This is a genomic window from Actinopolymorpha sp. B9G3 (assembly GCF_040120725.1).
Taxonomy (GTDB): Bacteria; Actinomycetota; Actinomycetes; order Propionibacteriales; family Actinopolymorphaceae; genus Thermasporomyces.
Genome location: NZ_JBEEAB010000010.1, coordinates 120197 through 146649, shown reverse-complemented (window position 1 = coordinate 146649; position 26453 = coordinate 120197). Strand labels below are relative to the sequence as shown.

General features: G+C 67.9%; 22 protein-coding genes. 9 read left to right on the top strand and 13 right to left on the bottom strand.

Going from position 1 to position 26453, the window contains the following annotated elements:
• Positions 1-77 precede the first annotated feature (77 nt).
• Positions 78-857, top strand: coding sequence for a phytanoyl-CoA dioxygenase family protein (locus ABNF93_RS18910; RefSeq protein ID WP_349329397.1), 780 nt, complete (start codon positions 78-80; stop codon positions 855-857).
• 74 nt (positions 858-931) lie between these two features.
• The gene (locus ABNF93_RS18905; RefSeq protein ID WP_349329396.1) at positions 932-1555 is read left to right on the top strand and encodes a nucleotidyltransferase domain-containing protein; all 624 of its coding nucleotides are present in this window, start codon (positions 932-934) and stop codon (positions 1553-1555) included.
• 148 nt (positions 1556-1703) lie between these two features.
• Here the strand turns inward: ABNF93_RS18905 and ABNF93_RS18900 are convergent, their stop codons facing one another.
• Positions 1704-2171, bottom strand: coding sequence for an SHOCT domain-containing protein (locus ABNF93_RS18900; protein WP_349329395.1), 468 nt, complete (start codon positions 2169-2171; stop codon positions 1704-1706).
• 60 nt (positions 2172-2231) lie between these two features.
• Positions 2232-3407, bottom strand: coding sequence for a hypothetical protein (locus ABNF93_RS18895; protein ID WP_349329394.1), 1176 nt, complete (start codon positions 3405-3407; stop codon positions 2232-2234).
• Positions 3408-3885: 478 nt separating this feature from the next.
• On the opposite strand from ABNF93_RS18895, the gene ABNF93_RS18890 reads away from it, so the two are divergent.
• Positions 3886-4503, top strand: a complete 618-nt coding sequence (locus ABNF93_RS18890; protein WP_349329393.1) for a DUF2461 family protein — start codon at positions 3886-3888, stop codon at positions 4501-4503.
• Positions 4504-4566: 63 nt separating this feature from the next.
• Here ABNF93_RS18890 and ABNF93_RS18885 read toward each other — a convergent pair whose 3' ends face one another.
• Positions 4567-5493, bottom strand: coding sequence for an aminoglycoside phosphotransferase family protein (locus tag ABNF93_RS18885; RefSeq protein WP_349329392.1), 927 nt, complete (start codon positions 5491-5493; stop codon positions 4567-4569).
• A gap of 103 nt (positions 5494-5596) precedes the next feature.
• A complete protein-coding gene (locus tag ABNF93_RS18880) occupies positions 5597-8791 on the bottom strand; it encodes a family 78 glycoside hydrolase catalytic domain (RefSeq protein ID WP_349329391.1) in 3195 nt (1064 codons plus the stop codon).
• A 271-nt stretch (positions 8792-9062) separates the two neighbouring features.
• Between ABNF93_RS18880 and ABNF93_RS18875 the strand changes: the two genes are divergently transcribed.
• On the top strand, positions 9063-10691 hold the full coding sequence (locus ABNF93_RS18875) for an MFS transporter (protein ID WP_349329390.1): 1629 nt from the start codon (positions 9063-9065) through the stop codon (positions 10689-10691).
• Here the strand turns inward: ABNF93_RS18875 and ABNF93_RS18870 are convergent.
• Positions 10688-10930, bottom strand: a complete 243-nt coding sequence (locus ABNF93_RS18870; protein WP_349329389.1) for a LapA family protein — start codon at positions 10928-10930, stop codon at positions 10688-10690. The genes ABNF93_RS18875 and ABNF93_RS18870 overlap by 4 nt on opposite strands.
• Positions 10931-11058: 128 nt before the next feature.
• On the opposite strand from ABNF93_RS18870, the gene ABNF93_RS18865 reads away from it, so the two are divergent.
• Positions 11059-12498, top strand: a complete 1440-nt coding sequence (locus ABNF93_RS18865) for an alpha/beta hydrolase family protein (RefSeq protein ID WP_349329388.1) — start codon at positions 11059-11061, stop codon at positions 12496-12498.
• A 121-nt stretch (positions 12499-12619) separates the two neighbouring features.
• Here the strand turns inward: ABNF93_RS18865 and ABNF93_RS18860 are convergent, their stop codons facing one another.
• Positions 12620-14401: an ABC transporter ATP-binding protein gene (locus tag ABNF93_RS18860; RefSeq protein WP_349329387.1), complete on the bottom strand. Its 1782-nt coding sequence runs from the start codon at positions 14399-14401 to the stop codon at positions 12620-12622.
• The gene (locus ABNF93_RS18855; RefSeq protein ID WP_349329386.1) at positions 14398-16227 is read right to left on the bottom strand and encodes an ATP-binding cassette domain-containing protein; all 1830 of its coding nucleotides are present in this window, start codon (positions 16225-16227) and stop codon (positions 14398-14400) included. Before ABNF93_RS18855 ends, ABNF93_RS18860 begins: the two co-directional genes overlap by 4 nt.
• Positions 16228-16387: 160 nt before the next feature.
• Between ABNF93_RS18855 and ABNF93_RS18850 the strand changes: the two genes are divergently transcribed.
• A complete protein-coding gene (locus ABNF93_RS18850; RefSeq protein ID WP_349329385.1) occupies positions 16388-16861 on the top strand; it encodes a group II truncated hemoglobin in 474 nt (157 codons plus the stop codon).
• A gap of 12 nt (positions 16862-16873) precedes the next feature.
• Here the strand turns inward: ABNF93_RS18850 and ABNF93_RS18845 are convergent, their stop codons facing one another.
• Positions 16874-19099, bottom strand: coding sequence for a HelD family protein (locus tag ABNF93_RS18845; RefSeq protein WP_349329384.1), 2226 nt, complete (start codon positions 19097-19099; stop codon positions 16874-16876).
• A 335-nt stretch (positions 19100-19434) separates the two neighbouring features.
• Here ABNF93_RS18845 and ABNF93_RS18840 point away from each other — a divergent pair, with 335 nt between their 5' ends.
• Positions 19435-20208 (top strand): glycerophosphodiester phosphodiesterase, encoded by a 774-nt coding sequence (locus ABNF93_RS18840; RefSeq protein ID WP_349329383.1) that lies wholly within the window; start codon positions 19435-19437, stop codon positions 20206-20208.
• A gap of 7 nt (positions 20209-20215) precedes the next feature.
• On the opposite strand, the gene ABNF93_RS18835 is transcribed toward ABNF93_RS18840, so the two are convergent.
• Genes ABNF93_RS18835 through ABNF93_RS18825 form a run of 3 tightly spaced genes read right to left on the bottom strand, consistent with a single transcriptional unit; the run spans position 20216 to position 23509 of the window.
• Positions 20216-21274 (bottom strand): Gfo/Idh/MocA family protein, encoded by a 1059-nt coding sequence (locus ABNF93_RS18835; RefSeq protein WP_349329382.1) that lies wholly within the window; start codon positions 21272-21274, stop codon positions 20216-20218.
• Positions 21275-21302: 28 nt separating this feature from the next.
• Positions 21303-22187: a sugar phosphate isomerase/epimerase family protein gene (locus ABNF93_RS18830; protein WP_349329381.1), complete on the bottom strand. Its 885-nt coding sequence runs from the start codon at positions 22185-22187 to the stop codon at positions 21303-21305.
• The gene (locus ABNF93_RS18825) at positions 22184-23509 is read right to left on the bottom strand and encodes an ROK family transcriptional regulator (protein WP_349329380.1); all 1326 of its coding nucleotides are present in this window, start codon (positions 23507-23509) and stop codon (positions 22184-22186) included. Before ABNF93_RS18825 ends, ABNF93_RS18830 begins: the two co-directional genes overlap by 4 nt.
• 192 nt (positions 23510-23701) lie before the next feature.
• Here ABNF93_RS18825 and ABNF93_RS18820 point away from each other — a divergent pair, with 192 nt between their 5' ends.
• Together ABNF93_RS18820 and ABNF93_RS18815 are read left to right on the top strand one after the other, a co-directional pair.
• Complete coding sequence (locus ABNF93_RS18820; RefSeq protein ID WP_349329379.1) at positions 23702-24457, top strand: SDR family oxidoreductase; 756 nt, start codon at positions 23702-23704, stop codon at positions 24455-24457.
• Positions 24458-24501: 44 nt separating this feature from the next.
• Positions 24502-24939, top strand: coding sequence for a cupin domain-containing protein (locus ABNF93_RS18815; RefSeq protein WP_349329378.1), 438 nt, complete (start codon positions 24502-24504; stop codon positions 24937-24939).
• A 91-nt stretch (positions 24940-25030) separates the two neighbouring features.
• Here ABNF93_RS18815 and ABNF93_RS18810 read toward each other — a convergent pair whose 3' ends face one another.
• Complete coding sequence (locus ABNF93_RS18810; RefSeq protein ID WP_349329377.1) at positions 25031-25330, bottom strand: MoaD/ThiS family protein; 300 nt, start codon at positions 25328-25330, stop codon at positions 25031-25033.
• Positions 25327-26442, bottom strand: a complete 1116-nt coding sequence (locus ABNF93_RS18805; RefSeq protein WP_349329376.1) for a WD40/YVTN/BNR-like repeat-containing protein — start codon at positions 26440-26442, stop codon at positions 25327-25329. The genes ABNF93_RS18810 and ABNF93_RS18805 overlap by 4 nt, the downstream gene beginning before the upstream one ends.
• Between the last annotated feature and the right edge of the window lie 11 nt (positions 26443-26453).

Here is a 26453-nt window from a genome sequence, read left to right as displayed (position 1 = left end):
TGTGGTGACCTTCGACAGGTAGGTCGTCGAAGAGATTCCGTCTGCGGGGTCGGTAGCGTACGAAGGGAAAAGCGAACATGGATGACAACCAGCGCCGCCACTTCTGGAAAGAGAACGGATATCTCGTTCTCGAAGAGGTGTTCTCGCCTGCTGAGGTGGAGTCTTTGCGCGGCAGTGCCGACCGACTCTCCGCCCGGGCCGAAGGACTGACCCAGAGCACAGACCGGTTCATCCTCCACACGTTCGGCGACGGCGGTGGAGCACCCATCGTCCAGCAGATCGCCGAACCGCACGAGCTGGGCGGCGAATGGATGGCACTGGCACGGGATCCCCGGATCCTCGACACGGTGGAGATGTTGATCGGCCCCAACATCCAGCTCTACTACTCCATGATGATGATGAAACCGGCGCGGCAAGGGAGCCGGGCGCCGTGGCACCAGGACTTCGCATTCTTCGTACACGACCGCGCCAGCCTGGTCGCATGCCAGGTCTATCTCGACGACTCGACCTTGGAGAACGGCTGTGTTCGGGTCGTCCCCGGGAGCCACCGGGATGGCCTCCTCAACCACTTCCATGGCGACGAGTTCACGGAGATGGTTCAGGGTGACACCGCCGAGTTCGACGCGCGGGAGGTCGCTCTGCCGGTCAAGGCTGGTGGAGTGGCGTTCTGGCACTGCATGACGCTGCACAGCTCCCACCCCAACACGTCCGCGTTTCCACGGCGTGCGATTGTCTTCGAGTACAAGGACGCGAACGCGCGTCTGCTGAAGGGATCCTTCTCCGCAAGCGAGGTGCGGGCCGCGGGCATGATGCTCCGGGGAAAGGACCCGCGAGCAGACCTGCTCTCGGCCCTGTAGCAGCGAGGGACCCGGCGATGCGCGTGCCACAATCATGTGACCGCATCGACATGTCGCAGACGAGAGGCCCACCCATGTCCGCCTTGTACGGCGCCATGCTGGACGATCTGATCGATGAAGCGAAGCAAGAGGAAGACGTCGTCGGGGTGCTCCTGACGGGCTCGCTCGCCCGAGGCGACGCCTTGCCTGGAACGGACATCGACCTGCGGCTCATCCTTGCAGACGGCCTGCACAGACCAGCTCAGCAAGAGCTGCGGGACGGCATTCTCGTCGAGCGCGGATACTCCGACGTGGAAACTGCCCGAGCTACCCTCGAAGCGAACCCGATGCACGTCTACGCCTACCTGGACGGACGAATCCTCTACGACCCGCTAGGTGTCCTCCCAAGCCTGAGACAGCAAGCGCAACATCGGTTCGACACCTACCAGGTCACCGAGCAGGAGAGGTCCGACCTCGCCGCCCGCCTTCGCTATCCCCAGGACAAGATCCGGGTCGCCATGAGCGGTGGCGATCTGTTGAAGGCCGCGTTCGCCACCGGGACCAGCTCCTGGGGAATCATGGAGGGCCTGTGGGCGGCCAACAACCGGCCACTCCCCCGAACAGCTCGGTACAACCCCACCTCCAAGACCTGGCAGGACCTGCCGACGTGGAGGCGCTGTATCGGCAGCTCTTTCTCTCCGAGACACCGCAGCGTGTAAGAGTCGCTCTCGAACTCTTCGACTGGATACTGAGCGAGCTGACGTAGCCGCCTCGCGGTTGGTGCTTACGTCCTACGGGCCGCCCGGCAAGCGACCTGAACACCTGCCGGTCGCCAAGGCTGGCCCGTCGTCCGGATCGGGGTTCTCCTCAGGTGAGCAGCTTCGCCTTTGCTTTCTGGTACTCCGCGTCGGAGATGTCTCCGTGGTCGCGGAGCTGGGCGAGCTTGCTGAGCTCGTCGGCCTGAGTGGGCACTCGCGCGGCGCTCCGCACGTAGTCCTGGAAACCCTGTTCTTGTTCCTTGACCTTTGCCATCTCCCGCTCACTCATGGAGCGGCCACGCGCGATGAGATAGACGAACACACCGAGGAACGGCAGGACGATCACGAACAACAGCCATCCTGCTTTGCCCCAGCCGCCAAGGTCATGACTGCGGAAAATGTCGACGATGATTTTGACCAGAAGGAAGATCCACAAGATCCACAAGAAAAAGAACGCCATCGTGAGAAACGCGCTGAGCAATGGAAAATCCATGTCATCCCCCAACAGACTGGACCAGGCGTCTTCAGCCTGCCACGCAGTAAGAATAGGCCAGTCGAAGCGACTACTGCCGGGCAATTTTCAGGGCTCCCTTGGAGGACCGACCCAATTGATGTGCAACCCGCTGAAACCGCAACGCTAATGCTTTGCGTCACGATCAGCTGGTCCACGCCGGGCGAGGAACGCGATGAGGGCGAGTGCGACGACAACACTGCCGGCGAGCGAGATGACGACCAGGACGCCGGGTTGGTGCCACGCCACAAGGATCAGTCCGGCGACCGCGATGACGATCACCCGCAGCCACCGCGCATTGTCGTACACCCAGGGGCCGGCGGTCCCGACGTGCAAGCCGTGCGACTCCGTCCACACCTGTAGTCGTTGGATCATGGCGGCCACGAACGAGCGGGTGCGTGACGCGATGGTCGATGGACCCGTCATGAACGCTCCGCACGCCACCACCAGTCCGAGCACACCGAGCGTCCACAGCTGGTCCTGGAGATAGCGGACCAGCGTGTCGTAGATCGCGGCGCCAGCGGCGGAGGACTCAACGGAACGGAGGAGGATCGCGCGTCCGATCGCCAGCACGACACCGAGCAGGACCATGCCACCGGCAACCCCGAGCCCTGCGGCAACGAGCATCCGGCGGCGCCGGCGCGCCACAACGACACCGGCCGCGAGGCAGCCAACGGAGAGCACGGGCAGGGCGCTGCTGAGCCGGTTGAGCAAGGTGTATGCGGACTGCGCCTTGGTCAGAGCCTCGGTCCGGAAGAGTTCGATACTGGGATTGATCGGGGGAAGGCTCTCGGCGAGGGTGAAGCCCGCATCGGTGAGATCCTGTTTCGCGACCTCGATGAACGGGCCGAGCTGCAGGCTGACCACGTCGCCTTCGACGGTGGCTGCACTCTCCTGTCCCGACAGCACGTTGACCATCTCCTGGTGGGCGACCCGGTTGGCCTGCACCCATGCGTGGGCGAACTGGTCGCTGCGTACGAGATTGCCGACCCGGGTCTCGACGAAGCTGTGGATCCCGTCCGACATCGCACCTGATACACCACGAAGCCGGTCCGCGAGGACTGGCGGCAGGTCGGTTCTTGCGATGATCGCGTTGATCGCCTGCCGTAGCACGCGGTCGACGTCCAGGCGGGTGATGATCGCGTCGGTCGTGCGACCGGCGACCGCTGCCTGTACGGCTGGATCTGTAGCAAGGGGTGCCACGGTCTCGACATAGCGCTCCGTGTCGGACAGCTCCGTATGGACCCAGACCGCCGCAGTGGCAAGGGGTGCGAAGAGGGAACCAAGAAGAACAAGTAACACAGCGATCGGCGTACGCCAGCGCCCTCTCCCACCTGGCCGTTGTGGGGCTGCTGGAACCTCGCCACTTCGCTGAGCACGTAACGCGGCGGCCTCCGCCCGCGCCTCGGCGGCATCTGCCTGCGCAGCTGCCGCGGCGGAACGCAGCCGCTCCAGCTCGGCCCGCTGGTCCTCATCCGACGGGCCGTCACCACCACGCGAACCCGAATTCGACGCCACTGTCCACCGGCTTCCGCCAGGTGATCCGGAGTAGGGAACGGGCCATATCCGGCAGGCATGCTCAGCTGAATGGAAACCCGTGTCCGGACCATGTGCCACTACGGATTTATTGCCGCCAATGCGTACAACCGACCACCTGCCCGATACCACCCACCCTTTCGCGCGGCACCTTGGCTGGCCAGAGCCAAAGGTCAGCTCCACTCCGCTCCACGCCGCCTCGAGGGCTTTCGCGCGTTCGCTGTTCCCCACAGAATGGTGTGCCATGGGACGTTTCGACGGTTGGCCGGAGCAGGCTTTCGACGTCCTGTTGCGCCTTGACGGTGAGCCGACGATGGAAGAGCGCCGGCGGCTGCGAGATGATCGCGAGCGTCTCGTACGACAGCCGATGGTCGCGCTGCTGCAGGACATCGCCGACATGGACCCGGCATACGAGGACTTCTTCGTGTGGGGCTTCGACAAGATGATCTGGCCCTGGCAGCGACAACGGGCACTGTTCCTGATGGGCGACGGCAACCAGTGCATCGTGACGTTCGATCTGGACGGCCTGGTCGTCCAGGGCCACCGGTGGAATCGCCGCCTCGGCGGCTACCGCACCGCCGTGGCAGGTCCTGCCGGCGAGCAACTCGTCGACATACTGGCAACCCTGCAAGGCAAGGGATATGAGCTCTCGGGCGATGTCATGGAACGCACTCCCCACGGATTTCCCCCCGGCCACGACCGCGCTCACCTGTTGCGGCACCGCACATTGACCGCCACTAAATACCTCGGCTGCGAGGACTGGCTCCACACGCCAACGGCTCGTGCCCACGTCTTCGACGCACTCGAGGAGTTACGGCCCTTCATGCGATGGCTCGCCGACCACGTGCACAGCGATCGCTGATGCTCGCCCGGTCGCCCACCGTGGTCACCGCGGCGCGACGTCGCTGCACCCGTCGGGCACCGATTAGAGCAGGTGCAGGATGTCGTGGACCTTGGTCAGAGAGTCGTCGTACTCCTCGGGGTCGTTGTTGTCGAGAGACCAGGTGATGCCGCCGACGTTGCGAGCGATCCGGAACAGGCGGATGCGGTGCGGCAAGGCGGGGTCGTGCCCGGCCTGCTGCTGGTAGGAGTCCAGCAGCCGTGCCCCGAGGTTCTCGTCGATGTCCCACACGGGCGCGAGGTCGACCGCCGGATCGGCCAGTGCGGCGGCCTCCCAGTCCAACATCCCAGCGAGCTGGTTGCCGCGGCTCACGATGTTGTCGTGCCAGAAATCACCATGCACTACGCCCGCCCGTTCGTCGGGCATGTGGTCGAGGTGGCGTACGTACGCTTCCCGCCACGCAACGAGCCGCCGGTGCGTAGCCGCTGGCAGCTCTCCGGCGAGGTGGTCAACCGCCCTGCTCGTCGTCGCGATCGCGCGATGCTTCCAGCTGGCCAGAGGGGCCACCGTCGCAGTCACCGATTCCTCGCGCGTCCGGTGGAGTCGTACGAGGAAGTCCGCGAGCTGGACGACCAGCTCCCTCGAATGGTCGCCGTCGCGCGGCAGCGCGGCGCCCTCGATCCGGCGGTAGGCCATCGCGCCGAACCGCGACCGCGGGCCCGGCTCCAGCCGCCAGACAGGCAGCGGCACGGCCACCGACACCACGGACGCCACGACCGGGAGCAGCCGAGTCTCCCGGCGATGGCCGACCTCCGCCTCAGGGGTACGCGCAACGCGGACGACGAAGCCCGACCCGGTAGTCAACACATGGCTGGAGAAACCCGTGTACACCAGCCGTACCGGAGCCACGGCGATGTCCGGCCGCTCCCGCTCCAGCACAGACAACGCCGCACCCACAAGTTCGTCGACACTCACGTCCACCGCTCGTGCCGCCACGCCTTTGTCCACCACGCCGCCAGGCTGTCGCGGGCGCCGTGAGCTGTGCAATCCGTTTGCACCCTGCGTGCGCCGTCACCTGCCCGGAAGCAGGACGCCGCCACCGCCAGGCACCGCGTCACTGATCGTTGGCGGATCTCACAACCTGCGAGCGTCCCGGTCCGACCTCGACCGCCGTGTCGTCGCCGCCCGGCCCTGGCAGCCGGACGGTCGCGACGACGTTCGCGGGGACGTCGACGCGGACCCGGAACTCCTCGCCGCTCCGCTCCCAGTCCACCGACACCATGCCGCGTGCGGTGGGCACCGCACCGCGGGCGTAGGTCAGCGCGCACATCGGCGGTCGGACCTCGACCCTCTCCGCACCGGGCGAGGTGACCCGAATGCCCAACAGGAACTCGAGAACATCAACCGCGGCTTGCGCACCCCACCCGTGCGACTGGCTGTGGTTCGTGCCCTCGTCGAGCGTCCATGCCTCCCAGGTGAAGGTGCCACCGTCGGCGAGGATCTTCGCCCAGCCGAGGTCCTCGGCGTTGGTCAGCAGGCGGAGCACCGCATCGGTCCGGTCCACCCTGCCGAGTGCCCGCAGGAGGTGGTGGACGGTCAGCGGTCCCTGCCGCATGCCCAGGCTTTCGAGGTGGTCGGCGGCCGGCTCCCACACCTCGGGCCGCGCGACATCGAACGCGATCGCGAACGACGTCGCGTGCTGCCCCGCGTGCGGGCTCTGCGTGCCGTCGGGGAGGAGCCCGTCGGTGTAGCGCCCGTCCGGACGGAGCAGGGAACGATTGATCGCCTCGACAAGCCGGTCGGCCTGCTCGTCGTAAAGCGCCACCTCGGCCTCGGGACGGCCCAGGACGCGTCCGAGGTACGCGACATCGCGGAGCACGCCGACGCCCTGCGCGTTGACGGTCGTCCGGGCTGCTGTGGCCATGTCGTAGCCGAACCGGCCGACCGCGGGCCAGTCGACGATGCCGTGGAGATAGGGGCCACCGCCGCCGGCGAGCTCGGTCACGAGTCCCGCGCACGGCCCGTCGGGGGCGATGTGGCGCAGGACGTACCCCGCGGTGTCGCACAGCGCGGGATACGCCTCCTGGACGAGCGGGACGTCGCCGGACTCCAGGTGGTAGCGGCGTACCCACGACGGCATCATCAGCGAGAAGTCGGGGATGTCGCGCTTGCCGTCGCCGTTGGGGTAGACGGCGTTGTAGCGGCCGCGTTCGTCGTCGGCATGCCAGTACCGCTCCGCCGAGGCCAGGAACTCGCGGATGGCCTGCCGGGTGGACGTGCGCTCACCCAAGGCCGCCATCGTCGCGTAGGAGATGTTGACCGCGTCGGCGAGGAACTGCCCCTTCTCCCGGGTGGGCGTGTCGACGAACTGCTCCTGGATGCCGTAGAGCGCCGACGTTCGGAGCAGGTCGAACACCGCGTCGAGCGTGGAATCGGAGGACTCGAAGCGGGCGGCGGACAGGAACGACGGCGGCTCGGCGTGGACGACGACCGCGCTCACGTCGTCCACGCTCAGCTCCTCACCGGCGTCGGGGATCTCGAGGTAGCGGAAACCCAGATGCGTGAACGCGGAGTACGTCTGCGGGCCATCGGTCTGCGTGCAGGGTAAGGACATGTCGGTGCCCTGCGTGAGCAGGTTGGACGTCGCCACCCGGCCGACGTCGGTGAGGTTGTAGCCGGCGCGGATCCGGACGAGACGACCAGCCACGCCCGCGGCGAACCGCACCACCGGCCGCGCGGGGATGACCCGGCCGAAGTCGGCGACCGGGGTCCCGTCCTTCGCGGTGAGCAGGGCGACAGGCCGCACCGGCACCTCGGCCAACTGCGCCTCCTGGGGTCGCAGCCGCGTGAACGGAGGGACCGGGTGACGGCCGACGACGTCGGCGTGGTGCCAGTCGTCGTCGGCGTAGCCCGGCTGGTCCCAGCCCTCCGGGATCCTCCGCAGGTCGAGGTGCTCGATGGGGTCACCCTCGTCGTTCCGGTAGCCGACCTGGAGGTAGGGACCCTCGCACACCGTCCACGAACTGTCGCTGACGATCTCCTGGCGCGCACCGTCGGCGTAGTCGAGCACCAGGCGGACGAGCAGACCGGGCTCGGCGGCAGGGCGACCCTGCCCGTTGCCGTACCAGTGCAGGAGGACGCCGACGACCGCCCGGCGCGAGCCGGCGAGCGGCTCGGTGACGTCGACGACCTGGTAGTAACCCTCACCGGGATAGGCGAAGGAGGCTCGACCGCCCACCCGCACGCCGTTGACCCGCAGGTCGGCGTGGTGGTGGGAGGCGATGTGGGCACGGGCGCGGATCAGCTCGCCATCCCGCAGGTCGAACTCGCGGCGGGCCAGCGTCCATTCGTCGATCTGGCGAACCCTGCAGGTGTTGTCCCACGCCGTGAGCTGGCTGGTCTCTGGCGGGCCGAGGAGCGGCTCGCCGTCAGCCGCCCGCAGGGTGAGGTCGGAGAACTCGGCCTGCTCTCCGTCGCGCTGGAAGAGGCCGAACCGTCCGGTCGCGTACGTGCCGTCATGGCGACGGTCGACCACCACTCCGTCGACCGAGGTCTCGAACGATCCGCCCCTGGCGACCACGACCACCCGGTGGTCCTGGTCACGTCCGACGTCGACGGGAACGATCTCCGCCGGGCCGAGCACACCGTCGCGGAGTACGTGGAACGCAAGTCCCTGGCGTGGAACCAACCGCCACACGTAGCCGCCCGTGCCGTCCACGCTCCGCAGCACCCAGCCGGCCGACCGGATCTGCACGCGTACCCGGAACTCGACGACGCAGTCGGCAGGAATCGACGGAGGCTCCCGGAGCAGGGTCGCGGCGCCGCCCGCCGCCCGGATCGCGCCGTCGACCTGCGAGAGCGGGCCAGAGCCGCCGGGCGCGCGCCTGATCCAGTCCGCGTGCCAGTCCTCGTCTCGCAGTCCGTACTCGAACGACTCGGCCGGTGCCCACTCCGACGGTGCGTCGTCGCCGTCGCCTGCCCAGACGCGCACTGTCCAGGTGTATGCGGCGGCTGGTTCGAGTGGCGCCCCGGCGTAGGGCACGTGGCCCTGCCGCGCTGAGTGGACCTTGCCGGAATCCCAGACGATGTCGCCCGATCCGTCGGTGACAACGATCTGGTACGCGGCCTGCCCTTCGTCCGGTGCGTCGTCTCGACGGTCGCCAGAGCCCACCTCGCAGCGGCGGTGATCCTGGCCCACCTCGCGCTCGCGGTCGACGGTGAGAAGCCAGCCGAACCGCGGAACCTGCTGGGTGGCCAGCGGTCTCGTCCGATCGTCCACTGTCAGCGCTGCCGGGTATATCGCAGTCATCTCGTCCCTGTGGTCGACGGCGTCGTTCGTCCTGCGTCGCGGCGCGCGGCCGAGCATGCTCGCCGGCCATGGTCGCGAGCTCAGCTACAGCAGTCTCGCACGAGTGGGAGAGCGCTTACCCGGATCCGTCCGCGCACGGCCGCCGATCGAACGCAGACCGGACAGAGGTACGACGACGGCCGCCTGGCTGGATGCTGGTGGGTGTCGGTGCGCCCGTTCTCGGGAATGCTCGTCCAGTCGACGTGACGGGACTCAGATGGCAGGGGACGCTGTGACTGGCCGAGCCGAACGCACCGCCGAAGCGTCACAGCTGGTATTGCTGACCTTGGCGTCGGCACAGTTCCTCATGACGCTCGACAGTTCGGTGATGAACGTGTCGATCGCGTCGGTGGCAAGAGATGTGGGGACGACGGTCACCGGTGTCCAGGTGGCCATCACCATGTACACACTGGTGATGGCGTCGCTGATGATCACTGGCGGCAAGATTGGCCAGATCATCGGTCGTAGGCGTGCCTTCGCCATCGGATGCGTCATCTACGGCTTGGGATCGTTCACGACGGCGCTCGCACCAAACCTGGTGGTCCTCCTGATCGGCTGGTCGTTGCTCGAGGGCGTCGGCGCCGCGCTCATCATGCCGGCCGTCGTAGCGCTTGTCGCGTCGAACTTCGGCCGGAGTGACCGGCCCCGTGCCTACGGCCTCGTTGCAGCGGCGGGTGCGATCGCGGTGGCCGTGGGGCCGCTCATCGGCGGGCTGCTCACGTCGTACGCATCGTGGCGTTGGGTGTTCGCAGGAGAAGTGATCGTTGTCCTTGGCATCCTCGTCCTGGTCAGGCGGATGTCGGATACTCCGCCTGAGTCCGGGATTCGGCTCGACTATGTGGGCACCGTATTGTCGGCGCTCGGCCTTGGCCTCATCGTGTATGGGATCCTCCGCTCTGGCACCTGGGGCTTCATCAGACCGCAGCCCAGCGCTCCGGCATGGTTGGGTCTGTCCCCGGTGATCTGGCTGATCCTCGCCGGGGGTGTTGTCCTGCTCGGGTTTCTTGCGTGGGAGCTGCGCTGCCGCGACCGCGGTAACCCGGTACTCCTCGACCCGGCGATACTGGCCCACACGCAGCTTCGCGGCGGGCTTACAGCATTCTTCTTCCAGTACCTGCTGCAGGCCGGGCTGTTCTTCTCGGTACCGCTTTTCCTGTCGATCGCGCTCGGGTTGACGGCCGTCGAGACAGGTGCACGGCTCCTTCCTCTCTCGATCACGCTTCTGGCCGCCGCGGTCGGTGTGCCGAAGCTCCTTCCGGATGCCTCCCCACGTCGCGTGGTGCGGCTCGGCTTCCTGGCACTGTTCCTGGGGATCGTGGCGCTGGTCGCAGCCCTCGACTTCGGCGCGGGTCCCGAGATCGTCACATGGCCGCTTCTCCTCGCAGGCTTGGGCGTGGGTGCCTTGGCATCGCAGCTCGGAAGTGTCACGGTGTCAGCGGTTCCGGACGACCAGAGCGCAGAGGTTGGCGGCTTGCAGAACACCGTCACCAACCTGGGTGCCTCCATCGGGACTGCACTCGCCGGCGCCGTCCTGATCTCGGCGCTCACCACCTCCTTCTTCTCCGGAATCCAGGCCAATCCGGCGGTCCCCGAAGACGTGTCGTCGAAGGCGCAGGTGGAGCTGGCCGGTGGCATCCCATTTATCCCCGATGCCGAACTGGAGCCCGCTCTTGAAGCCGCGGGGGTGCCTGCACCGACGGCCGAGGCGATCGTAGAAGAGAACGCGCGGGCCAGACTCGACGGCTTGCGGGCAGCGCTGTCTGTCTTGGCACTGATCGCGCTCGCGGCGCTGGCCATCTCCGGTGGCCTCCCCACGCGGCAACCCGCACGCGAGGAGTCTGGCCGTGGCGACCTTTGCTAGCGACGTCGATGCAGCGTGAACATGCTTGCCAGGAGCCCGAGGACCCACGCAATCAGGAGCGCAGCCCACAAAGGCATCGTGACCTCCGGAACGAGCAGCCGGACCGTTGTCGGTGCGGTGTTCTGAAAGATGAATACCAGGCTGATCACCGCAAGAACGGCGAACCCGGCGATACGGCGGACTTCAGGACGGGCGAGGAACGAGCGCGGTTCCTGCTCCTGGTGGGTGCGAGCCATCATCCCCCCAATGACATCGATCACGCCTCCGCATCCAGCGTGCGCCTTCGACCGACGACCCCGCAAGTTGAGCGCAGAGCTCAACGGTTCACAGCCGATGAGTTTTCGCGGCCGGGATGGTCATCAACGGCATGAGGAGAACACGGAAGACACGCATGCTGCGGAGGGCGATGTTCGTCGCGCTGCTGGCCGGCCTGGTCGCGGCCGGTCCGGTGACCGGGGCGACCGCGTCGATCCCGGAACGCATGAATGGTTCGGGCGAAAGGCGTTCCTACGCCGGCTCGATCGACGGCGCAGAGTACCGCGTGGAGGTTCCGGAGAACTGGAACGGCACGCTGGTGCTTTTCAGCCATGGCTACTACGTCGAGGGGGTCTTCGATCCCGACCAGGTAGCCCTGTCGGTCCGGCCGGAAACCGAGTCGTGGTTGCTCGACCACGGGTATGCGCTGGCCGGGTCGGACTACAAGAACCCGTTCGGGTACGCCGTCGCGGACGCACAGCGGGACCAGATCGCCCTGCTGGACTGGTTCGAGGAGAACGTCGGTCGGCCCACCCGGACCGTGACGTCGGGCATGTCGCAGGGCGGCGTGATCTCGACCGTCCTTGCCGAACGGAACCCACATCGGTTCGACGGTGTGGCCACGAACTGCGCGGAGTACGACACACCAGGGAGCTGGAACACGGCGCTGGACGTCGGTTTCGTGGTCAAGACGTTGCTCGCACCGGGCGAGGACATCGACCTGGTCAGGGCGGATGACCCGCAGGGCAGTACGGAGCGGCTGCTCGCGGCGGCGCAGCGGGCGCGGCAGTCGGCGGAGGGCCGGGCGCGGCTCGCCCTCGCCGGTGCGGTGGGGAACCTCCCCACCTGGTTCTCCGCGCACGACCCGGAGCCGACGGAGCTGGCCAGGCGGCTCGAGCAGCAGGCGGCCTGGGTGGAAGGGCAACTCGGTGGGCTGGGTCCGATCGGCCGGGTGGACCTGGAGGCGCGGACCGGCGGGAACCCGTCGTGGAACGTCGGCGTCGACTACCGCCGACTGCTCGCGAAGTCGGCCTACCGAGAGACGGTCGAGGCCGCCTACCGGGAGGCCGGGCTGGATGGCTCTGATCTGGAGCAGGACCTGCGCCAGCTCGACCGGGCACCGAAGATCGCCCCGGACGCGGATGCGGTGGCGTTCATGTTCCGGCACGGACTCTCTCGCGGACACACACCCGTACCGGTGATCACCATGCACAACACCGGTGACGGCGGTGCGATTGTCGACCAGGAACGCTGGTACGCCGAACAGGTCCAGCGGTACGGCGATCCGGGCAAGCTCCGCCAGCTGTACGTGGACCGCGGCATGCACTGCGCGTTCAGCGCCGGCGACGAGATCGTCCAGCTCCGCACCTTGCTCGACCGGGTAAGGACCGGCCGCTGGCCGGACACCAGCCCGCCGGCGCTGAACGCGGCCGTCGCCGAGCTCGGACCCGACTACCAACTCGTGCTCGACATCATCACCGGCCAGGACCGAGCGGCGCCGCCCGCGTTCACCCGCTTCACCCCACCACGATTCCTACGCCCGTCGCGGTAGCCCCATCCGGACCGCAGCAGAGGACCGACAAGGCAAGACGGCTCGTTGACGACGTCGCCAGGGGATCACCGGGGAGGACCGCAACCTCCCCCCGGTGCCCTCACGGGGTCGTCACGGGCCGTCATGCGTAACCGCGCGCCTGGAGCCGGTAGAGCTCCGCGTAGTGACCGTCGGCCTCGAGCAGCTCGGCATGGCTGCCGATCTCGACAACCCTGCCGTGATCGAGGACCACGATGAGGTCTGCCGCCGAGACCGTCGAGAACCGGTGTGTGACCAGCACCGTGACCGTCCCAGATGCACGGCCGGCTTTCGCAGCCGCGGCGTACCGTTCGAACAGAGCGTGCTCGGTGGTGGCGTCGAGCGCGGCGGTGGGTTCGTCCAGTACGAGCAGCAGTGGATGATCGCGCATCATCCCCCGGGCGAGCGCGAGTCGCTGCCACTGACCGCCGGAGAGTCCGACTCCACCGGGCCAGGCCGAGCCGAGCTGGGTGTCCAGACCGCCCGGCAGCTGGGCGATGACGGCGTCGGCGGCGCCGTCCTCCACGGCCGTACGCAGCCGGCGTCGGTTGCTCAGGTGGTCGAGGTCGCCGATCCCGACCGCCTCGGCCGCGAGGAACTCCGGCCTCAGGTAGTCCTGGAACGCCCCCGAGAGTCGGCGACGCCAGGCCGTGACGTCGAGCCGGTTCAGGTCGAGGCCGTCGACGAGAATGCGCCCCGTGGTGGGTTGGTACATGCCCGCGAGAAGCTTGACCAACGTGGTCTTCCCGGCGCCGTTCTCACCGACCAGGGCGACGATGGAGCCGGCGGGAAGCTGCAGGGACACCTGGTCGAGGGCGGGCCGATCACGCGGTGCGTAGCGGTAGGTGACGCCGTCCAGCTCGATTCCTCGCGAGAGTGTGGGCCCGGGCTCGAGGGTGCCGGTGTGGACGCGTTCCACCTCCTTCGCGTAGTCGAGCAGCCAGAGCAGCCGCATCGTGGTCCGGATCATGTCGACGGCCGTGCGGGCGGCCTCCTGAAGGTCGCGGCTGCCTGACTGGAGCCGGTTGACCAGCAGCATGGCGAGGACGAACGAGTCGAGTCGGACCGTTCCGGCGAGCACGTCACCGACCATCCACAGCAGCACGGCTCCGGCCACGCCGAAGAAGACCGCGTTGCACAACGTCTCGACCAGCGTCATCCGGCGGGCGAGGACGACGAACGGCTGGCGCCACGCCACCACCGCGAGCCGGAGCCGTTCACGCAGGAACCCGCCGAGGCCGAAGACCCGTACCTCCGCGCCCGCCACCGCGTCCCGCCCGAGACCGAGCAGATGGAACGTCAACCGCCCCGGCTGCGCGGACTCCGCCTCGGCCGTTGCCTGCCAGGCGACGAACCACCGGGTCGCGAGCAGCACCGGTAGCCCTGCCGCGGCCACCAGCAGCATTCGCCAGTCCGCCGTAGCGGCAAGTGCCAGCGTCCCGCCGACCCGGACCACGTCGTTGAACGTGTTGAGCAGGGTGTTGAGCGCGACACCGAGGCTGCCGCTGCGTTCCCGCAGCATCTGTGCCTGGTCGAGATAGCGCGGCGACTCGAGATGGTCGAGCGTCGGTATCCGGGCCGTGATCTCGGCGACGCGGGCTCCGAACACGTGACTGACCCGTTCCAGCTGCCGGATCCGCGCGTTGACGCCGATCATGCAGAGTGCCTTGTCAGCCGCGACCGAGCCGAGGAACGCACCCGCGGCCCACGTCATCTGCCGCAGGTCACGATCGACCGCTCCGCTCACCAGCCAGGCGAGGAACAACGGCTGGAGCACGTCCATCAGAACGCCCGTCGACTCCGTCAGACAGAGCACGGACCGCCACGGGTCGACCCGGACCGAGGTGGACACGACGAGCCACAGAGCACGCGCGACCCTGATCACCGGGACACCTCCTGCCCCGCGAACCTCGAAGCCTGCAACGTGAAAAGCTCCGCGTACAACCCGTTCGCGCGCAACAGTTCGGCGTGGTCGCCATCCTCGACGATGCGAGCGCCGGCCCCGGTGTCCGCGAGCACGACGATCCGTTCCGCACGCCGGACACTGGACAGTCGGTGGCTCACCAGCATCGTGGTGGCACCGCGCGCCACTGCCAGGAAGCGGTCGAACAATGCGGCCTCGGCCCGGATGTCGAGCGCCGCGGTCGGCTCATCCAGGACCAGCGCCCCGGCGCCCGTACCGAGTGCCGCGAGCGCCCGGGCCAGGGCGATCCGCTGCCACTGCCCACCGGACAGGTCCGTCCCGCCGTCGTACTCCGCCGACAGCACTGTCTCGATGCCGTCCTCGAGTCGCCCCACGATCTCGTCGCCACCGGCGTCACGCAGCGCGCGCTCCAGCACCTGCTGATCCAGGTCGACGCCGACGTTGTCCCGCAACGGCAGGTGGTAGCGAACGAAGTCCTGGAAGATCACCGCGAGCCGTCTGCGGGCTGCCTCGTCCGTGCCGGGGTCGCCCCCATCGACGCGGATCAAGCCGCCGTCCGGGCGGTAGAGCCCGCAGAGGAGCTTGATCAGTGTCGACTTGCCGGCGCCGTTGACACCGACCAGCGCGAGCGACTGGCCGGCCGGAACCTCCAGGTTCAGCCCGTTCAGCGTCGGCCGCTCCGCCGACGGATAGGTAAACGCGACGTCGACGAGCCTGATGGCCGCCGGAACCGGCTCCTCCGGCCGCTCTCTCGGCGCGGTGGTGACCGGCCGACGGGCCGGCCGGGGTAGGTGCGGCAGACCCTGCTCGCTCCGGATCCGATCGAGCACGCTGATCCGCGACATGGTGTGGGCCAGCGCGGTCTGTGGATCGGTGTGCGGGCCGAACGCCGCCATCGCCGACACGGCCTGCAGCAGCGTGACCAACAGACCGGCACCGACAACGCCGCGTTCGACGTCGACTATCAGAGCGACCAGGATCGTCGCGCCCGCGGCCATGGGTGCGACGAGGACCAGCAGCGTGCCCTTGACCGAACTGTTCCGGCTGGCCCAGACGAGGTGTTGGGCGTTGTTCCACGCTGTGACGTGACGGGTGAGCAGAAGGCCGGTCAGGCCGAACAGCCTGACTTCCTTCGCCCCTGCCGACCCCATCAGCAGATCTCGTAGGTACGACGCACGCCTGCGGTCGTTGCCGGTGAGTTCGAGCAGGCCGTCGAAGATCGTGCTGCTCCATCGGCTGAACGCGCGCGAGTAGAGCAGCCACGTGCCCGCCAACAGACACGGTGCCCACCACGACCAGGTCGCCAGGACGACGAACGCTCCGATCCCACCGAGCCGGATGGCGAGCAGGGTCCAGGCGGCGTCTATGCCCGCCTGGAACAGCCAGTCCCGCGGAGCCTCGCCGACCGTCTCGAGCTCACCGGTCGTGCGCGGGCCTTCGAGATGCGCGATGCCGTACGGATGGAGGCCCACTTCCATGGTGGCCTCGCACAGCATCACCGTGAAGCGGGTCGAGAGCAGCCGGCTCGTGAACGCCAGGATCGACGACGCGATCGGGACCAGGAGTAGTGACACAGTGGTGGCGACCGTCCACGCGATGGCGCTCGACTCGCGCCCTGACAACGCGGATATCAACCGGCCGGTGGTGACGAGCGACGCCGCACTCGCTCCGGCAGAGACCAACGTGAGGAGTACGCACAGCAGGCAGAGCCCCAGGCCGCAGGCCCACAGGTACCTCGCGTGCAACGCGTAACGACGAATGAGCGGGAAGGCCGCGACTCGTGGCATGCCATACCTCTCTCAGTGAGGGTGTATGGCCGCCAAGAACGAGGGGCGGCGATCGCGTCCGGGTGACGCGATCGGATACGGCCGGCACGCTAGCACAGCCACCAAGATCAGCAACCGACTTTTCACGCTTCTGTCCACTCGGCGTGCCATAGTGTGGGCCATGCGGACGGTGTACGAGGCCGCGGGCGGTGCCGACGGTCTGCTCCGCCTGGCCAGCGCATGGCATGCCAGGGTGATGGCCGACGACGTGGTCAGCCATGCGTTCAGCCACGGGTTCCACCCCGACCACAGCCAGCGGCTCGCCGCCTACTGGGCTGAGGCACTCGGCGGCCCGACGAGCTACTCCGACTCCTACGGCGACGAGACCTCGGTGGTGCGGACCCACAGCGGCAACGGTCCCCACGAGGAGATGGACCGCCGCGCGATCGCCTGCTTCGATCAGGCACTCTCCGATGTCGGTCTCACCGGGGACGACCGGCTCCGACAGGTGTTGCACGACTACTTCGCGTGGGCGACGACCACCACGATGTCCCGCTTCCACCGTTCCGCCGATGACGTCCCGGACGGGCTGCGCATCCCGCAATGGTCGTGGAACGGCCTCGTCAGTGGGACCGGTCCCGACGAGGCCACATAGAGCGCCACCCGCCTACCCGACGAGTTCGGCCGGCAACGGCCGGGCGTGCAGCACGACGAGGGCGGACACCGCGCGGGTGAGCACGACGTACAGCCGGTTCAGCCCGCGTGGTTCGGCGTCGACGATGCGGGCGGGTTCGACCGCGACGACGCCGTCGAACTCCAGGCCCTTCGCCAGTGAGGCCGGCACGCACACCAGCCGGAAGTGTTCCAACGCGTTCTCGGTGCGGCCGAGCATGCCGGGGGCCAACCCGACGCTGTCCAAGCGAGATCGGGCGGAACCGACAGCGAGCTGGTCGAAGACCTGCTCGATCTCCGCATCGGCGGCGATGATGCCGATCGAGCCCGCGCGCCCACCCTGTTCGTCGATCCGCAAGCAGGCTTGGACAATGTCCTCGACGCTCACCTCGTGCCCGTCGACCGCGGTGACCTCCAGTGCGCCCGTCGCACGCCGGAGGCTTACCGGCTCGGCCAGGTCTGGCTGCAGTGCGGGCAGCAGGTTGGCGGCGTAGGAGATGATCGCGGCCGGGACCCGAAAGCCGCGGGTCAACTCCACCAGCTCGGCGGACTCGCCCGCCCCCAGGTGGTCCAGCACGCTCCGCCAGGAGGTCGAGGCGTACGGCGTCGTGGCTTGGGCGAGGTCGCCCAGCACGGTCGCCGTACGACAGCGCCGGCCCAGTGCGCGGAGCTGCATCGAGGAGAGGTCCTGCGCCTCGTCGACCACCAGGTGGCCGCGGCGGGGACCACTCTCGAGCAGCTCCCCGAGCTCGTCCAGGAGTACGAGGTCTGCTTCGGACCAGCGCGCGGACTTCACCGTCCGGTAGGGCTTCGGCCAGAGCAGGGCTTTCTGTTCCTCGGCCGTGAGCTCGTCGCCGGCCATGTCGGCGAGGAACCCGGCGTCGGACAGGAGCCGGTGCAGCACCTGTTCCGGCGTACGCTGCGGCCACACCTGACTGAGGATCCGTTTGACGGGAGCCGACCTGGCCACCGCGTTCTGGGTCCGATCGTCGGGCGTCCCACCGCGCTGCTCCATGCGCACCAGCACCACGTGAGCAAGGCGCTGCGCGAGGGTGGTGCGGCCGGCGGCGTACCGGGTGGCGGTCTCGAGGACGCCCGCGACGATCTCGCGCACCTCGTAGTCAGGTACCCGGAAGCGACTCGCTCCCTTGCTGTAGACCAGCGCCTCCACCTCATCGCCAACCCGGGCACCGGACCACAGCGCGCGCCGCAGGACTGCTGCCATCCGGGCGTCGCCTTTCACCGTGACCGTCGCGGCCGACTCCTCCTCAGCCGCCATCGCGTGGTCGGGGAAGTAGCGCCGGATCAGATCCGAGAACGTGAGCTGTTGGACGAAGACCTCTCCGAGCGCCGGCAGGACATGCCTGATGTAGGCCAGGAACGAGCGGTTCGGACCGACAATGGCGACTCCGCCGTCCCGGGCCAGCCGGGTTCGTTCGGCGTACAGCAGATAGGCGACCCGGTGCAGACCGACCGCGGTCTTGCCGGTGCCGGGTGCCCCCTGCACGCAGATCGTGGTGTCCAGCGGCGCCCGGACCAGGACGTCCTGGTCGGCCTGGATCGTCGCCACGATGTCGCGCATCGGACCGGACCGTGGCCGCTCGATCTCCGCCGTCACCAGGTGCGAGAAGCCTTCCGTGGCAGCAATCGAGGCGCCGCTCACCCGCTCGTCTTCGTACGCCGTCAACTCGACGTATCCGCTCGGCCCGGGTTCGTGGGAGAAGCCGTGGCGGCGGCGCACCAGGACGCGTTGGGGATCGGCTGGCCCGGCCCGGTAGAAAGGTACGGCGACCGGCGCCCGCCAGTCGATCACCAGCGGCGTACCGTCTGGCTCGCGGATGTGCCGCCGGCCGATGTAGATCCGGTCGACATCGCGACCGGCCGCAGACCCGGATCCGGCCCCACGCTCCACGCGGTCGAACACCGCGCCCGGCTCACAGTCCAGCCGCCCGAAGAACAGCGGGATCCGCGGCTGGTCCAGCAGGACTTCAGCGCGGTGTTCTCGCGTCCATTGATAGAACTTGTTGTCCCAGTAGCTGTCCGTGCCGGAATTCACGATCATCGGCGTCTCGGTCTCACCGACCTCGGCGTGCATGCGTTCCAGTGCGGCGCGAGCGGCTGCGAGGTGCCCACGCTCCGCGGTGAGTTCTGGATCGTCCCCGGCATCGATCGCGGACTCGCCGGGCGAATGGGCGGCGGGACTGGGGTGGGTAGAGGGCATGACGGAGGCCTCCACGGTGGTTGTCAGGCAGCTCGTCAGCAGTTGGCGCGGGCCCTCGCTCCAGGGCCGCCTTCGAAGACGGCGGCGCAACCGGCTCGGTTCGGTCCCTACTCTCCGACACTACTGTCGTACGACGAGCCACGAGACACTACCAGTGCCCGCAGTGGAGCGAAACCACATTTCTTCCTGCGTACGCCGAGACGCCGGTGCCGGGGCTGCGCACGCGTGCCTGCGCGCGCGTCGCGCAGGCGGGACCTGGCGCGGAGACAAGCAAGCCGGCGTCGGAGCGGCCGATAGGCTCTCGGCCTGCCGCCCCCGGTCCTCGAGGAGTCACCATGACAGCCACGGCATCCAGTGCGTCCCTTGCCCGCACCGAAGGCGTCGTCGCAGCGCACCGCGGTGCGAGCCGGTTGGCGCCGGAGAACACCGTGAATGCCTTCCAGACCGCCCTGTCAAAGGGAGCGGCCGCGCTCGAGCTGGACGTGCACCTGACCAGCGACGATCAGCTGGTCGTCATTCACGACTCGCACCTCGATCGGACGACGAGTGGCACCGGCGCGGTCCGGTCGCTGAGCACTGACGAGGTCCAGGCACTGGACGCCGGCTCGTGGTACGGCGCCGATTTCGCCGGCGAACGGGTGCCGACCCTCGACGAGGTGCTCGAGCTGACCCAGGGCCGGGCCCGGCTGAACATCGAGCTGAAGGCGAGCGGGGCCGATCGCGTCGCCGAGCGCGTGATCGAGACGGTGTGCCGCCACGCAGCGGCGGATCGGGTCGTGGTGATGAGCTTCAGCCTGGACTCGGTGCTGGCGGCCAGGCGGCATCGGACCTCGGCGCGCTGGCACGACGAGGCTGCGCCGATCGTGGTGCTGCCCATCGTCACCCAACCCCTGGCAGATCCGCTCGCCTTCGTGCGGGCGACCGGCATGGATGGTCTGAACTACCCGCCGCGGCTGTGGGACGCCGAACTCATTCAGCGCTTCCGCGACAGTGATCTGACCGTCCACGGCGGCCTCATCAACGACCCGCAGACGATGCGGGAGTTCTTCGACTGCGGTGGTCACATGGCAGACACCGACGAGCCCGATCTGTTCAGCTCCTCGCGCTGACCGTGCCCTAGACCTGGACTTCCTTGCCCTGGGCGGCGGAGGTGTAGACGCCGTCCAGGATCTTCATCATTTCCGCACCCTGCCAGACCGGTGCGATGCTCTCCGCCTCACCCAGGCAGGCTGCCACGAAGTTCTCGATCTCGTGGGAGAAGCCGTCGTCGAGGTCGAAGGAGTCGAACCCGATCTGCGGCGTCACCTTCAGGATCGTCTCGTGCTTCTCGGACGCGATCTGCAGCTTCGGCTCGAGGTCCGCTCCGCCCTTGTCGCCATAGACCGAGACCGCGAGCGAGTCGTCGGGCGCGTGCAGCGAGAACGACGTGTCCATGATCAACGATGCGCCGTTGTCGAACCTGATCAGGGCATTGGCCATGTCCTCGACGTTGTTCTTCGTCGGGTCGTAGTCGGCCACCTGCCAGCGCGGCAGGGTGGTGATGTTGGAGCGGTTGCCCAGCTTCTCGTAGGTGTTGGCGCTGACGGAGGTCACCCGTGGCGTCCCCATCAGGTACCAGCACAGGTCGATCACGTGCACGCCGATGTCGATCAATGGCCCACCGCCGGAGATCGCCTTGTCGGCGAACCAGCCACCCGGATTGCCCGCTCGTCGTGTGCAGCTGGCCTTGGCGTAGTAGATATCACCCAGGTCGCCGGCGTCGATGAACGACTTCAGCACCCGGCAGTTCGCGGAGTGCCGGCGTACGAAGCCGACCTGGAGGATCCGGTCGTGGGCGTTCACCACGTCCTCCAGCTTCTGCGCCTCGGCGTAGGTGCGGGTCATCGGCTTCTCCACCAGGACGTGCTTGCCGGCCTCGACCGCGGCGGCGGCCAGCTCAGCATGGGTGTTGTTCCAGGTGCAGATGCTCACCGCGTCGACGTCAGGGTCGGCGAACAGGTCCGCCGGGTCGCTGTAGGAACGATCGGCTCCCCAATGTTTGGCCACCGCGGTGGCTCGGTCGGCGTTGATGTCGCAGACCGCGAGCAACTCGGCGCGCGGGTTGCCCTGGTAGGCCTTGAGATGACAACCGGCGATGCCACCGGTGCCCACAACGCCGATCTTGACCTGCTGCATGAGTCTCCTCGAGTGATGTGTTCTGGTATCAGGCTTCGTCGTAGATGCGCTTGGCGTTGGCGATGCCGCGGCTGCAGCCGATCAGGCAGTCCTCGTGACCCTCGAACTCGATCGAGGCGTAACCGTCGTAGCCGGACTCCTTGATCGATCTCGCGACGCTCCAGGTATCGAGGTCACCATTGCCGACGATCGCGCCGCGGAGGTACTTGCCGCCCCTGCTGCGGAACCAGCCCTCGCCTGGGTTGCGGTCAACGGGCCGGACGTAGAAGTCCTTGAAGTGGACGATCATGGCGTACGGCAGGTTGGCCGGGACTGCGACGGTCGGATCCTCGTCGACGCAGAGGAAGTTCCCGATGTCCAACGTGGTCTTGAAGTTCGGCTCGTCGACGGCATGCACGATCCGGCGCACCCGGTCGCTGCTCTGGACGAAGAAGCCGTGGTTCTCCAGGCTGGTCGTGACGCCCTTGGTCGCCGCGTACTGCGCGATTTCCTTGCTGGCCTTGACGATATTCGGCAGTGCGGCCTCGAACACCGGCGTGTCGTCGCCCTCGATCCCGCCATGGCGGACCACGTCGTGCCGCATCATCGCGATTCCCAGCCGTTCGACCAGATCGACGTGGGCCTTGACCCGCTCCACCTCGGCCGCGTTCTCGGCGTCGTCACCGAGGAAACTCGCGCCGATCGCCATGTTGGACAGCGTGACCCCACGGTGGGCCGCGTGTTCGACTACTTTGTCGACGAAGGCGGGATCTGAGTCAGTATTGGGCACCGGGCTGTCCGGGCCCGAATAGATCGAGGCGAGTTCGAGGTGCTCGCCTTCGCTGTCAGCCACCCAGTCGATCACATCGAACAGGGTCATGTCCCCGGTGCTGAGCCGCTGATGGAAGCTGTAGGAGCTGAATCCGAACTTCATCTGGACGTCCCCTTCTTTGAACGGTGAGAAACAGTCGTCGATCGGATGGGTACGGGCGGTACGTCGAGTGTGGGGGCGCCGGATGTGGGGGCGCCGGAAACGAGTACGTCGGAGATGGGTGCGTCGGAGATGGGTGCGTCGAAGGTGCCGGGCCAGCGATGCCAGCGCGTCGGCACGCGGGGAACGCCGAGAATCTGGGGCGAGTGAGTCTCGAAGGTGGAGCCGAGGGCGCCGCAGAGGGTGCCGTTCGACTTCAGCAGCGAGGTGGTGATCACCGGCTTGCCGTCGGTCATCAACATGTGGTGAACGGCCTCGGTCAACGGGACGATCAGGTCGTCGCCGGCCCGGGACAGCCCGCCGCCGATGACGATCAACGCCGGGTCGACGGTCAACGCGATGATGGCGATCTTCGGTGCGATCTCGGCACAGAAGTCGGTGATCTCCGCCGTGGCCCGCCGATCACCCTCCCGGGCCCGGGCAAACACCTGCTGCCCGGTACGTGCGGTGCGCCAGCGCAGCCGGCCGCGAAGCGAGGACTCGGTCCAACGCATGCCGCGGAGGCTGCCCAGCTCGCCGGCCAACCGGTGCCGGCCCTGCAGGATCGCGCCGTTCATGACCAACGCCGCCGAAATCCGGTGGCCGATCTGGAGGAAGACCAGGTCGTTGTCCGTAGCGGCGCCGGATGCAGGTCTGGCGGCGCCGCCCGGCTCGGCCCGGAGCCGCTGCTCTGCCAGGGCGGCCAGCTTGATGTCGTTCTCGACCAGCACCGGGCAGCCCCAGGACGCCGAGAGTCGGTCGGCCGGGTCGACACCGACCCAGTCGGGCACCGCCAGGCTCTGGGTGATCCGGCCGTCGTGATCAAGGATGCCTGGTACGCCGAGCCCAGCGGCGCGCAGGTCGGCCGAGTCTGCACCCGAGGCGCGGATCGCCTGACGGACGGTGCCGCGAACGACCCGGAGCCGACCGGAGCCGTCGACTCCGGCGGGCACGATCGCCTCCGCCCGGCCGACGATCTCGCCGGCCAGATCGGCGATCCGGACCCGGACACTGCCGCTACCGATGTCGATCCCGGCGACCCGCCCGGCTCCGGCGGTGAAGGTGTACGCCCGCGCAGGACGGCCGGCTCCCGGACTGCGCCGCGGACGAGCCTGCCGAACCGGACCCGTCTCGAGCAGGTCACCGATCACCGCTTCGACGGTCGGCCGCGCGAGCCCGGTCGCGACCGCGAGATCGGCAATGGTGAGCGGGCCGTCGTGGTCCCGCAGCACTGCCAGGCAGGCCGCCGCGTTGGCCTGTCGCACGGCCGCGCCGGCCGGATCCACTGTGGTCAGGAGAACTCCATACCAATTATGAAACCCTGTTATCTAATTTAGATAGTAGGACATCTCATCCGGGTCGGGTCAACCCGTCTACGCAGATTCCGGGCGATCCGGCCGGCACAGAGCCCCCGGTAACGTGGGCAGTGTCATTCCGTTGCTTGCACCGTGCCCCCCTTTCGAAAGGGGAGGCGTGTGATGAAGATCGTCGTTATCGGCGGCACTGGACTCATCGGGTCGAAGCTTGTCACCAAGCTTGGCGCGTCCGGCCACGAGGTGGTTGCGGCAGCGCCGAGCACCGGCGTCGACACCCTGACCGGCGAAGGGTTGGCGGAAGCTCTGGCCGGCGGGGCCGTGGTGATCGACGTGGCGAACTCCCCGTCCTTCGAAGCCACCGCGGTTCTGGAGTTCTTCGAGACCTCCACCCGCAACCTGCTCGCGGCGGAGGCAGCGACCGACGTAGGCCACCATGTCGCGCTGTCCGTGGTGGGGACCGGGCAGCTACCCGACAGCGGCTACTTCCGGGCGAAGCTCGCTCAGGAGACGCTGATCGCGGACTCGTCGATCCCGTACTCGATTGTGCGCGCGACGCAGTTCTTCGAGTTCGTTCGCCGCATGGCCGACACCGCCACGGAGGACGGGACCGTCCGAATGCCGCCCGTACTCTTCCAGCCCATCGCAGGCGACGATGTAGCCCAGGCGGTGGCCATGGTCGCGCTGGGAACGCCGTTGAACGGCAGGGTCGAGATTGCCGGGCCCGAGCAGAGCCGGATGGACGATTTCTTCCGGGACGCCCTGGCCGGTTGGGGTGATCCGCGTCAGGTGGTCACGGACCCGGACGCGCGCTACTTCGGTGCCAAGGCGGGCGAACACACCCTGGTGCCGGGCGACGACGCTGTGCTCGGAAAGACCAAGTATGCCGACTGGCCGGGCCGGACCGCGGCCGGCAGATAGCGCGCCCACTCCACCCACAACCATCCGATCAAGGAGATACTCCCATGCCACGCACCGATCCTGCTACGGCCGAGTCGAAGCCCAGATCAACCGCATGGCAGACGGCATTCACCACCGTGCAGGAGGCCCAGCCGCCCTTCATCCCGACGGGAGCACATGCGATGACGGTGGTCGTAGAGTTCCCGCCCGGCGACCCTGGTACGCCGCCGCACCGGCACTCTGGCCCCGCGTTCGGCTACGTGCTGGAAGGCGAGATGCTCCTGGAGGTCGAAGGGCATCCGGAGCGCGTCGTACCCGCCGGTGAGGCGTTCTGGGAGCCGGGAGGCGACGTCATCCACTACCAGGACGGCAACAACCGCGACGACATCCCGCTCCGTTTCACCGTCACGATGCTGTGCGAACCCGGCAAGCCGATGCTCACCCTGGTCGACGATGAAGAGCTCGCCCAGCGAAAGGACCGGCGCGCCCCTCGCCCGTCCTGATGGACACTTCGTGGTCGGCGAAGACCGCGACCCTACGGGATGTCGCCTGAGGGCATCGCCGAGTCGGCCCGCCGACATGCCGAACTGCCGGCTACCCGCCCGCCATGGCGCCGATGACCAGGAATGGCTCGGCTCCCTGGATCACTGCGTCGGGCAGAGGGGTATCGGGATGCTCGTGCGAGAGGTCCTGCTTGCAGGCGAAGAAGCGTACGAACGCACGGCGTTTGCCGGTCGCCGGGTCCCGGATCGTCCCACGCAACGTCGGATAGCGTGCCTCGAGCGCGTCGAGAACCATGCGCTGGGTGGTGGCCTGACCGTCGAGCGGCAGCTCGACCTCGTGTCCCACCTTCGCGAGAGTGCGAAGGTGGGCAGGGAGTACGACGCGGATCATGGCAGTGTCTGGACCTCGACCGACAAGACGGCCGGCAGGTCCCGGACAATGGGCATCCAGCTGTCTCCGGCGTCGGCCGAGCCGTAGACCTGTCCGCCTGTGGTCCCGAAGTACACACCGCAGGAGTCGAGCGTGTCGATGGCCATCGCGTCCCGAAGAACGTTGACATAGCAGTTGCTCTGGGGCAGGCCCTGCGTCAGTGGTTCCCAGTCGTTCCCGCCGGAACGGCTGCGGTAGACACGAAGCTTCCCCTCGGGCGGGTAGTGCTCGGAGTCGCTCTTGATCGGGACGACGTAGATCGTGTCGGGTTCGTGTGCGTGCACGCCGATCGGGAACCCGAAGTCGGTCGGCAGGTTGCCGCTGATTTCGTGCCACGTGGCACCGGCGTCGTCGCTGCGCATGACATCCCAGTGCTTCTGCATGAAGAGCACGTCGGGGCGGGAGGGATGCATCGCGAGTCGGTGGACGCAGTGACCGACCTCGGCTTCGGGGTCGGGGATTCCTTCGGACTTCAGGCCGCGGTTGATCGGCAGCCATGTCTTGCCGGCGTCATCGGTGCGGAACGCACCGGCCGCGGAGATCGCGACGAAGATGCGTTCGGGATCGCTCGGATGGAGAAGGATCGTGTGCAGGCACATCCCGCCGGCTCCCGGCTGCCAGGAGGGCCCCGAGCCGTGTTCGCGTAGACCGGGGAGCTCGTGCCAGGTCTGGCCGCCGTCGGTCGTACGGAACAGAGCGGCGTCCTCGACACCGGCGTAGACGGAGTCGGGATCTGACAGCGAGGGTTCGAAGTGCCAGACGCGCGCGAACTCCCACGGGTGAGGAGTGCCGTCGTACCACTGGTGGGTGCCGGGCACGCCGTCGTAGGTGAAGTCGTTTCCGACCGGCGTCCACGTGGCGCCTCCGTCGTCGGAACGCTGGATCACCTGACCGAACCACCCGCCGCTCTGTGCGGCGTACAACCGGTCGGGGTCTGCGGGTGAGCCCTTGACGTGATAGACCTCCCAACCGCCGAAGTGCGGCCCGGCGACCTGCCAGTCCTGCCGCTTGCCGTCCGAGGTCAGGACAAATGCACCCTTACGTGTGCCAACCAGGAGCCGTACGCCGGCCATTCGTCTCCCCT

Bases quoted from the DNA above. Each gene is read 5' to 3' on its own strand.
- ABNF93_RS18910 (WP_349329397.1), top strand. From the start codon at position 78: ATGGATGACAACCAGCGCCGCCACTTCTGGAAAGAGAACGGATATCTC.
- ABNF93_RS18905 (WP_349329396.1), top strand. From the start codon at position 932: ATGTCCGCCTTGTACGGCGCCATGCTGGACGATCTGATCGATGAAGCG.
- ABNF93_RS18890 (WP_349329393.1), top strand. From the start codon at position 3,886: ATGGGACGTTTCGACGGTTGGCCGGAGCAGGCTTTCGACGTCCTGTTG.
- ABNF93_RS18880 (WP_349329391.1), bottom strand. From the start codon at position 8,791: ATGACTGCGATATACCCGGCAGCGCTGACAGTGGACGATCGGACGAGA.
- ABNF93_RS18870 (WP_349329389.1), bottom strand. From the start codon at position 10,930: ATGATGGCTCGCACCCACCAGGAGCAGGAACCGCGCTCGTTCCTCGCC.
- ABNF93_RS18865 (WP_349329388.1), top strand. From the start codon at position 11,059: ATGAGGAGAACACGGAAGACACGCATGCTGCGGAGGGCGATGTTCGTC.
- ABNF93_RS18855 (WP_349329386.1), bottom strand. From the start codon at position 16,227: ATGCCACGAGTCGCGGCCTTCCCGCTCATTCGTCGTTACGCGTTGCAC.
- ABNF93_RS18850 (WP_349329385.1), top strand. From the start codon at position 16,388: ATGCGGACGGTGTACGAGGCCGCGGGCGGTGCCGACGGTCTGCTCCGC.
- ABNF93_RS18845 (WP_349329384.1), bottom strand. From the start codon at position 19,099: ATGCCCTCTACCCACCCCAGTCCCGCCGCCCATTCGCCCGGCGAGTCC.
- ABNF93_RS18840 (WP_349329383.1), top strand. From the start codon at position 19,435: ATGACAGCCACGGCATCCAGTGCGTCCCTTGCCCGCACCGAAGGCGTC.
- ABNF93_RS18835 (WP_349329382.1), bottom strand. From the start codon at position 21,274: ATGCAGCAGGTCAAGATCGGCGTTGTGGGCACCGGTGGCATCGCCGGT.
- ABNF93_RS18830 (WP_349329381.1), bottom strand. From the start codon at position 22,187: ATGAAGTTCGGATTCAGCTCCTACAGCTTCCATCAGCGGCTCAGCACC.
- ABNF93_RS18820 (WP_349329379.1), top strand. From the start codon at position 23,702: ATGAAGATCGTCGTTATCGGCGGCACTGGACTCATCGGGTCGAAGCTT.
- ABNF93_RS18815 (WP_349329378.1), top strand. From the start codon at position 24,502: ATGCCACGCACCGATCCTGCTACGGCCGAGTCGAAGCCCAGATCAACC.
- ABNF93_RS18810 (WP_349329377.1), bottom strand. From the start codon at position 25,330: ATGATCCGCGTCGTACTCCCTGCCCACCTTCGCACTCTCGCGAAGGTG.
- ABNF93_RS18805 (WP_349329376.1), bottom strand. From the start codon at position 26,442: ATGGCCGGCGTACGGCTCCTGGTTGGCACACGTAAGGGTGCATTTGTC.